We start from the raw sequence: 8,313 nt of genomic DNA on the forward strand, positions 1-8,313 counted from the left end.
GGCCTGGGATCCCTCTCTCCGGCGGCCAGGCGTCTGCTGCGCCTCTACCATGGCGGCAGCTTTATCTTTCTGGGCCTGCTGTGGCTGCTGGTCGGGATCCCCAGCCTCTGGGCTTTGCGGGCAGATCTCATCCGCCTGTGGAACCATTTCACCTGGACAGGCCTGCGCTATGCCTTGTTTTACCGGCCCGGCTGGCCTACCTTCGGCCTTTTGCTGTGCGTCAGCTTCACGCTGGGGATCTTGATCGCCCAAAGCCGCTACGAGCTGTTTGGCCTCTATCCCATGGAGCGCCTGATGTTGGAGCGCCAGTCCCGCTGGATTTTGTCTTTGCCCGCCTGGCATCCGCTGCGGCGCTGGCTGGTGCGCACCTTGGATTCCCGCTAGTTGGCCTGGCCGAGAGTTGGGATCCCTGACCAGATGTCCCGTCTTGCCATGGCTGCTGTTGCTCCTTGGCTGAGGTCAACGGCTGTCAGCGCCGGTTTGGAGAAGGTTGCAACACACAGCAGAGTAGCCTGGTAGGCAAATGCTTAAGCTTGCTTCCGGGGCAGCAGTAGAGCCCTTTGGGCTCCGCCTGTCCAAGACCCTGTCTTAGGAGGCACTTGTGGCGGCTAGGGATCGTTGCACAATCCGAGATAGACGAGCCTTCCGACGGGCGGCTGTGTTTTTGTGGAGAACCCCTGTTTTGGCCGCTTTGTCGATGCGGCTAAAGGCAGCGCTCATCGCCGCTTGAATCTCCTGCAGGGTTTCCGGTTGGGGGTTGGCGGCGTAAGTAGAGGAGAGAGAGATCACTTTTTTCATCAGCGCGCGCACCATGGCTTTGGTAGCTTTGTTGCGTAGCCGATTTCGCTCGGCAATCTTGACGCGCTTGATGGCAGATTTAATGCGTGGCATGGTCGAGAGGGAAGCTACGGCGGAGATCTAGCATACCATTAGAGTTTGGAGCTCCACCAGTTCCTGCCTCTCCTACGACGGGATCCCCATGTTTCGAGATTGCAGCTCCCTCCTCTTGTTCAACCCGCCTGCCCTTTTCTATGGGGTTGCCGTTTGCGATGTGGATCGGGACGGGGCTTTTGAGCTGTTTGTGTGCGGCTTCCGCGGCCCGAATCGGGTTTTGAAGTGGAACGGCCAGGCGCTGGTGGATCTGGTGGACGATACTCTGGCCGATGCAGGGCGCATGGCCATTGGGGTGGCTGCCGGCGACTTCGACGGCGACGGGCAAGAAGAACTCTATGTTTTGAATACCGATACCTTCGGCGGGCGCAAGCGCTTTGGGGATCGCCTCTTCGACTGGCAGGGATCCCGTTGGGTGGATCTGTTCTCTCTACCCCACAACCAAGATGCCCTCAACTTGACGGCCGGTCGCTCGGTGGCCTGCGTGGATCGCTTTGGCCAGGGGCGGTACGGGTTTTTCGTGGCCAACTACGGCGGCCCCATGCGCCTTTACGAGCTGGGCTCCAACCAGATGATTGCCGATGTGGCACCGGAGGCGGGGGTGAACCGGGTAACGGGCGGGCGGGGGCTGGTGGCCCTGCCCTTGGTCTCGCAGCGGATGGACATGTTTGCCGTCAACGAGCAGGGGCCCAACTTTTTGTTTCGCAACCGCGGGGATGGCACCTTTGAAGAAATTGCCGCCGAGGTGGGGCTGGCGGATCCCGGCGAGCATGGGCGGGGGGTGGCAGCGGTGGATCTGGATGGGGACGGGCGGCTGGACTTGGTCTACGGCAACTGGGAAGGGCCGCATCGCCTCTGGATCCAAACCCCCGGCGGCATCTTCAAGAACGTGGCCCCCCCAGATCTGGCCAGACCCTCCCGCATTCGCACAGTCATTGCTGCCGACTTCGACAACGACGGCTACCCGGAGCTGTTTTTTAACAACATCGGCGAGCCCAACCGCCTGTTTGGCTGGCGCTCTGGCTGCTGGCAGGCCATTGACATTGGAGAGGCTGCCGAGCCGCAGGGATTGGGGACGGGAGCGGCAGTCGCCGATGTGGATGGGGACGGTCGCCTGGAGCTGCTCATTGCCCACGGCGAGTCGGGCGCCCAGCCCCTGAGCTTCTACCGCCCCCTGGCTAATGGCAACAACTGGCTAAGGGTCTTGCCCCTCACCCGCCAAGGATCCCCGGCCCGCGGCGCCCTGGTGCGGCTGATCACCTCTACCCGCACCCAGATCTATCCCATCGATGCCGGCAGCGGCTACCTCTGTCAGATGGAGCCGGTGGCCCACTTTGGCCTGGGATCCGAAACGCTGGTCAAGGAAATCCAGATCCAGTGGCCGGACGGAAAACAGTTGCAGGTGGCTCGCCCGCCGGTCAACCAGCTCCTGCGGATCCCCTATCCTGGCTAGCTCCCCTGAGAGATCTACTCAGCGGAGCCTGAGATCCCTGCCCATTCCGGCTGCACGGGGCGCTGCCAGTGTTCCCACCAGGCCAGCACCTCAGGTGAGCTGCCGTTGGCAGGAGCGGAGAGGGGGGGAGAAGGGGGTGTCAGCCAACTGACAGGCGTGGGGATCAGGCAACTGGGGTGGAGAGGGCGCAAATCGCGGTAGTGGCTGCTGCGGATGGCTAGGATCTCCTGCTGGATGACCTCCAGGGGCTCGCCCAGCTTCAGCAGCACATGGCTGCACAAGCCCAGGCTGGCCTCAAATTCCGGGTGGACGACTTCTCGGGCTCCCAACTGATAGAGCTGCTCAATGTCCTCTTCATGGGTGGCCCGCACCACCACATCCAGGTGGGGCGCCAGTTCCAGCGCCCGTTTCAGGCAAAGGCGCATGCTCAGGCGATCCGGCAGGGCGATCACCAGGGCGCGAGCTTGGGACAGACAAGCTTTCTCCAGCACCGGGGCGCTGGCGGCATTGCCGTAGAGATAGGGGATCCCGCGCGAGCGCAACTGTTGGATCACCCGTTCCGACTGGTCAATCACCAAAAGGGGATGGCGACGGGCTTCCAGGATGCGCACGATGTCTTGCCCCACCTGTCCATAGCCGCACACCACCACGTGCCCCTCTTGGGGAGCGTCGGGAGCCAGAGCGCGGGGCTGCTCGCTCCCTTCCAGCCAACGGGCCCAGAAGGGGATCCCTTGTAAGTTTGCCAGCAGTCGCGGCGCGCCCCTGAGCAGAAAGGGAGTGACGAGCAGGGTAACAGCGGTGGTGCTGACGATGAGCAAATAGAGTTGCCGCGACACCAGCCCCAGCGCCTGCCCTTCACTGGCCAAGACAAAGGAGAACTCGCCGATCTGCGAGAGGCCCAGCCCCACCAACACCGCTGAGGGGAGCGGGTAGCCGAACAGACCGGCCAAAGGGGCCACCAGGCAAAACTTGCCCACCATCACCAGCCCCACTAACCCTAGGATCAAGGGCAGGTGGGCGGCGATAAAGCTGGGATCGATGAGCATGCCAATGGCAGCAAAAAAGAGGGCGGCAAACACATCCCGCAAGGGCTCTACGTAAGCCAGGGTCTGGTCGGCGTATTCCACTTCTGAGATCATCAGCCCGGCGATAAAAGCCCCGATCTCACTGGAAATGCCCAGCCGCTCCGTCAACAGGGCAATCCCCACACAGAGGCTGATCACCCCCAGCAAAAACACTTCTTTGCTCTCCTGCTGCGCCAAAAGCCGCAGGAAAGCGGGCACCAGCCACATCCCGCCCACCACCGCCCCCAGCCCCACCAGGCCGATTTCTGCCAGCGCCTTGGCCAGGGATCCCGCCAGCTCCGGCAAAGGACAATCCAAAGCCGGCAACACCGCCAGCATCAGCCCTACCGCCAGATCCTGCACAATCAAGATCCCCAGCATGGCCTGAGCTTGGGGCGTGCCCATCTGGTTGGTCTCGATGAGGCTTTTGAGCACCACCGCCGTGGAAGACAGAGAGAGCACCGCCCCCAGGAAGATCCCCTGCACCGGCGTCAGCCAGCCGCTGGCCACCGCCAGCACCGCTGTGATCGCGATGGTCAGGCCGATCTGCAAGGCACCGCCGCCAATGGCGATCCCCCGCACCTGGCGCAATTCTTTGAGGGAAAACTCCACCCCCAAAGTAAATAGCAAAAAGGTCACCCCAAACTGGGCCAGGGTTTCCACCTGCACCAACTCCTTGATCCACCCCAGCCCCGCCGGCCCCACCAGGATCCCGGCCAGCAAATACCCCAGTAACACCGGCTGCCTCAACAGGGAGGCCAAAAATCCGCCCGCCGCCGCTGCCGCCAACACCGTCACAATGTCCAAAATCAGGCGAAAGTCTTCCTGCACCGAGACACCCCACCAGGAGTATGAACTTTTGTAGCCGATCCTGAGGATTCTTCCACGATACTGCTTTCTTCGGCCTTGCGGACAGACTGGGCCCAACCCAAAGCGCTGCAAACCGGCTCCCAAAGAGGATGCCGCGTCATTCAGCCTGGGTTGTTGGATAGCTAGAGGGGGAATCAGGAGAAATTTTTGTTAAAAGTTGCTGACAACACCCCAAAACCGTAGCTTATAATACAGAATGTAGACAGAAATCGTTCATCCTTTCGCCTGCCGTTTGGCTCATCGTGGGGCGAGATGGCGGCCAGAGGACGGAAGTAGGGAATTATCCCGAAGGAACGCGCCTCAAACCTTGTGACTGTCCAGGGGACATCCCAGGTCACTTCTCAACTCAGGAAGTGAAGTGGATACAGACCATTACATTTGGAGGCGAAAATCATGGAACTCTCTTACCGTGGCGTTGGTTACACCCACTCACCGGCGACGGTGACTGTTTCTCCGGGCAAAGTGGGGGGTCGCTATCGGGGGCTGGACTGGCGGTTCCGCCACCTGAGCAAGCCGGTGGTTTTGCCCACTAACCTGAACCTGCTCTATCGAGGCGTGGCCTATCGTACCGAGGCTGCGGCAGCGCCGGCTCCAGCCGCTCCGGTGATGGCAGCTGCTCCGGAGGCGGGCCGTTCCCATATTCTGGACGAGTTGGCTCGCCGCCTGATGATGGGTCATCAACGCGCGATTCGGATTCGGCAGCAAGCCATGTTGGTGCGCGGCACGGAGCAGGTTGGGCTGCACGTCAATGTGCGCAACTTCTGGAACCGCATCCAAGGAAAGGTGCATCCCACCTTCCGTCTCACCTATGACCGCAGCCGAGTCAGCATGAGCTGACTCACTTGTAGCTGTTGATGCTCTGGCACAAGCCTAAGGATCCCGGCCGGGATCCTTTTTTTTGGGTGCTGTTGACGATGGGGTAGCCCAGGGGAGTGTGGAAACAGGGATCCCAGTAGGCTGCAGGGGGCAGCCACCCTTGGGTCGAGCGGCTCGTGGTGGGTGGGATGGCTGCTAGGCCCGCCGGAGGGGGTGGGGGGATCCGACCCCCGCTGTCGTTTAGAGGGGCTCCCCGACCATGATCAAAGAGCTGGTGAGGCGTTCCAGGATGCGGGTGGTCGTGTCGCTGAAGGATAGGCTCCCGCTGGGGTTGCGCCGCCGAAAAGAGGGCAACACCACCAGGTCAAACCCTTGGGCCTCCTGCAAGAGGGCTTCGACGACATCGTCGCTGGCCAAGACCTTTACCTGGACAGGGCAGCTCAAGTCCGGCTGTTGGGCCAGGGACAAAAGCTGCGCCTCCAGCCACTGGCGATCGCTTTCGGGGGTGCTGGCGAGGCAGATGTGGAGCAAGGTAACCTCTCCCTGGTTGGCGGCAGCCAAGATCTCGGCTAAGCGCACTGCCCGAGCCGCCTGCGAGCGAAAGTTTTCCAGCGCCACCAGGATCCGCCGCAGCTTGTGAGAGGGCTGGAGCAGGCGCGCCACGGCAACCGGGCAATGGGCGGCCCAGAGGACGCTATTGATGACACTGCCGAAGAGGCGGGCCCGCAAGCGGGTGGGATCGCTCCAGCCCATGACGATGAGGCTGGCGTTCTGCTCACGGCTGGCGTGGTTGATCCCTTGGGCAACGTGACTGTCGATGCGGCTGAGGGGGGTAACTTCTACTCCCGAGGCCTGACAAAACTCCACTGCCCGCCGCAGCAGATCCTCGCCGTGTTCTAGAGAGTCCTGCAGCAAGGGAGAGTCCATGTGCAGGTGGCCGGTCGCCACCGCGAGGGGAACCACCCGCCCGCCCTCGTGCTTGGCCAGGAGGCAGGCCATCTCCAGCAGGTTTTCCTCGGTTTCGGGATTGGCCAGCGGCACCACGACCACGTAGGGCGGGGAAGGCGGCGCTGCAGAGGCGGGAGCGACCCCTGCGGCAGATGGAAGCCGACCCTGTTCCTCCTCCATAGCCATTTGCGTGGCCGCCCGACTGGTCAAAATTGGGCCCAGGGTGGCCGTAACCAACATCAACACCACCACGCTGTTGAGCACCTCTGCATTGAGCAACCCCACGCGGTACCCCACCAGGGTTGCCGCCAAGGTGGCCGCCACCTGGGGTAAGGAAAGCGACCACATCATCAGCTTTTGCGCCGGGGTGTAGTGGTAGAGCCACTGACAGAGTTGGGCGGCAGTGTATTTGCTCAGGGTCAACCCCAGCAGGATACTCAACATCAGCCAAAGGGAGCTGAGGGTTTGTAGAAAGGCGCGCAGGTCGAGCAACAGCCCTATATCCACAAAGAAGACGGGGATGAACAAGATGCTGCCGACAAAGACGATCTTTTCTTTGACAGAGCCCTCCCGCAGCACATCGTTCACGGCTAGCCCCGCCAGAAAGGCGCCGATGATCTTCTCTACCCCAATCCATTGCGCCCCCAGAGCTGCCACAAACAGAGCCAGCAGCACAAACAAAAATTGGTTGCCCTCTTCGCTGCCGGTTACACGAAAAAACCGCTGCCCCAGCCAGTCCACCCCAAACAGCACCGCAGCCGCATAGAGCAGCAGGGATCCCAGCAGCCGCACCAAGCTCCAGAGGGAAAACTCGCCGCCGTGGATGCCGACGCAGACCGCCAAGACCAGCAGCGCGGCAATGTCGGTGAAGATGGTGCCGCCGATGGTGACCAGCACCGCCTCGTTTTTCACCAGGCCATAGCGGCTGACGATGGGGTAGCCCAGGGGAGTGTGGGAGGCAAACAGGGATCCCAGCAGGATGGCGGCGTTCCAGCCGAAGCCAAATAGCCGCCCAATGGCAGTGCCCACGGTTAGAGGGATGGCAAAGGTCAACACGCCAAAGGTGGCGGAGCGGTTGCGGGTCTGCCGAAATTGCTCCAGGTCGATCTCCAGCCCGGCCACAAACAGCAGGTAGACCACGCCGATATCCGAGAGCAACTGCACCGTCGGCAGCTTTGAGCTCAGCAGGTTCAGCCCCTGCGGCCCCAGGGCGATCCCCGCCGCCAAAAGGCCCACCAGCCCCGGCAGGCGCAGCCGCTCAAAGAGCAGCGGCACCACCAGGATCACCCCCAGCAGTAGAGCAAACGAGAGGATAGGCTCCTCTTGCAAAAGTGAGCGTATGGCCTCCATCGGCCAGGCCCCTGGCTGGACGTCTCCCTAATTATGGAAGCAATCCTCCCAACTAGCCACGGGGAGACCTCGCCCGCCTCAACCCTCCCTTTCCAGGCTGGGAAAGTCCCTGCTGGCGATCCCGACTTCAGCAGCTTGGGATCCCCCCCATTCCCAGAACTGGGCGAGCCTTAGAGAAACTGGTGGCTTTCCGGCTGCAACACCACCTCGTTGGGCACGGCATTGGCAGGCAGCGTGAGGACAAAGCGAATGGCCTCGGCAGCCGTGGTGGGGCTGAGCATTTTGTCCCGCTGCACCTTGAGGCTGATGGGATCCCAGAAGGGCGAGTCAATGCCGCCAAAGTAAAACAGGGTAAAGCGCACCCCAAAGCGCTTCAGCTCATCGGCCATGCACTTGCTAAAGCCGACCACGCCAAATTTGGCGGCACAGTAAGCTGCAGCCATAGCCATAGGGTGACGCCCAAGAATGCCGGGGAAGTTGAGGATGTGGCCGGATTTTTGCTCCCGCATGGCGTTGGCCGCCAGTTGGCTGGTGTAGAAGCTGCCCTTGAGGTTGACCTCCAGCATCTGCTCCAGGTCGGCAGGGGTAATTTGCGGGGCAGGCTTGAGGATCCCAGCCCCCGCCAGGTTGATCAACACGTCGATCCGCCCGTGCCTTTGTAGGGTTTGGTTGACAAGGGCCTCGACCTGGCTGTAGTCCGTCACATCGGCAGGGATCCCCAGCCCGGAGGCAGCCCCCAGGGACACCGCTTTCTCCGCCAAGGTGGAAAGGGGATCCTCTCGCCGCGCCGCCAGCACCAGATGGGCTCCGGCCTGGGCCAACAGAGGCACAAGGGCGCTGCCAATACCCCCTGTGGCCCCTGTAATCAGAACAACCGCCTGGGACAATGAGGAAGACACGTTACGTTTTTTAAACTCTTCC

Annotated in this window: 7 protein-coding genes and 1 riboswitch; of the genes, 3 read left to right on the plus strand and 4 right to left on the minus strand. The window is 61.9% G+C overall.

All coding sequences use genetic code 11. The features are described 5' to 3' along the window. On the plus strand, positions 1 to 384 hold a 384-nt coding region (locus tag NW844_RS08355), incomplete at its 5' end, for a hypothetical protein (protein ID WP_414334927.1). Positions 385 to 588: 204 nt separating this feature from the next. Here NW844_RS08355 and rpsT read toward each other — a convergent pair. Beyond that, positions 589 to 891: a 30S ribosomal protein S20 gene (gene rpsT / locus NW844_RS08360; RefSeq protein WP_414334928.1), complete on the minus strand. Its 303-nt coding sequence runs from the start codon at positions 889 to 891 to the stop codon at positions 589 to 591. Between the two features lie 88 nt (positions 892 to 979). Between rpsT and NW844_RS08365 the strand changes: the two genes are divergently transcribed. Next, positions 980 to 2,344, plus strand: coding sequence for a CRTAC1 family protein (locus NW844_RS08365; protein WP_414334929.1), 1,365 nt, complete (start codon positions 980 to 982; stop codon positions 2,342 to 2,344). A gap of 14 nt (positions 2,345 to 2,358) precedes the next feature. Here NW844_RS08365 and NW844_RS08370 read toward each other — a convergent pair whose 3' ends face one another. Then, the gene (locus NW844_RS08370) at positions 2,359 to 4,239 is read right to left on the minus strand and encodes a cation:proton antiporter (RefSeq protein ID WP_414334930.1); all 1,881 of its coding nucleotides are present in this window, start codon (positions 4,237 to 4,239) and stop codon (positions 2,359 to 2,361) included. 247 nt (positions 4,240 to 4,486) lie between these two features. After that, positions 4,487 to 4,578, plus strand: a riboswitch (Glutamine riboswitch). 93 nt (positions 4,579 to 4,671) lie between these two features. Here NW844_RS08370 and NW844_RS08375 point away from each other — a divergent pair. Next, a complete protein-coding gene (locus tag NW844_RS08375; protein ID WP_414334931.1) occupies positions 4,672 to 5,115 on the plus strand; it encodes a DUF4278 domain-containing protein in 444 nt (147 codons plus the stop codon). Positions 5,116 to 5,334: 219 nt separating this feature from the next. Here NW844_RS08375 and NW844_RS08380 read toward each other — a convergent pair whose 3' ends face one another. After that, positions 5,335 to 7,392 (minus strand): cation:proton antiporter, encoded by a 2,058-nt coding sequence (locus NW844_RS08380; protein ID WP_414334932.1) that lies wholly within the window; start codon positions 7,390 to 7,392, stop codon positions 5,335 to 5,337. A 170-nt stretch (positions 7,393 to 7,562) separates the two neighbouring features. Then, positions 7,563 to 8,313 (minus strand): SDR family oxidoreductase (locus NW844_RS08385; RefSeq protein WP_414334933.1); only part of this gene is annotated, 751 nt, incomplete at its 5' end.

Source organism: Synechococcus sp. H55.2, assembly GCF_047462495.1.
Lineage (GTDB): Bacteria > Cyanobacteriota > Cyanobacteriia > Thermostichales > Thermostichaceae > Thermostichus.